Here is a 477-nt window from a genome sequence, read left to right as displayed (position 1 = left end):
CAAGACGCCTAACATTAAGCGGAGGCGAATTTCATGCTAGACACATGTAGGTGAGCCTCTTACGCGCCGAAAGGCAAGGAGAAGCAGGCTATGAAGCAGCAAAAGGCGATGTTAATCGCCCTGATCGTCATCTGTATCATCGTCATAGTGACGGCACTGGTAACGAGGAAAGACCTCTGCGAGGTACGAATCCGAACCGGCCAGACGGAGGTCGCTGTCTTCACAGCTTACGAACCTGAGGAGTAAGAGACCAGGCGGGGGAGAAATCCCTCGCCACCTCTGATGTGTCAGGCATCCTCAACGCACCCGCACTTAACCCGCTTCGGCGGGTTTTTGTTTTTATTTTCAACGCGTTTGAAGTTCCGGACGGCGCCGGAATAGAATCAAAAATACTTAAGTAGCGCGCAGGGAGAAGAGGGATGGACCCCGAATAGGGGAGTGCTATTTATCTGGAAGGATTCTGTTGATGAGAATCGA

The 477-nt window shown here is 51.8% G+C and carries 1 protein-coding gene; it reads left to right on the top strand.

The annotated features are described in order from the left end of the window. Positions 1-90 precede the first annotated feature (90 nt). Positions 91-246: a type I toxin-antitoxin system toxin HokD gene (hokD, locus tag NG904_RS16995; protein WP_252232916.1), complete on the top strand. Its 156-nt coding sequence runs from the start codon at positions 91-93 to the stop codon at positions 244-246. The last annotated feature ends 231 nt before the right edge of the window (positions 247-477 follow it).

This window comes from Clostridium sp. ZBS15, assembly GCF_023845705.1.
Lineage (GTDB): Bacteria > Bacillota > Clostridia > Clostridiales > Clostridiaceae > Clostridium > Clostridium aquiflavi.
The sequence above is the reverse complement of the archived record's forward strand: the minus strand, read 5'-3'. Positions and strand labels throughout refer to the sequence as shown.

Excerpts from the sequence above, each read along its gene's own strand:
- hokD (WP_252232916.1), top strand. The coding sequence starts at position 91 with ATGAAGCAGCAAAAGGCGATGTTAATCGCCCTGATCGTCATCTGTATC.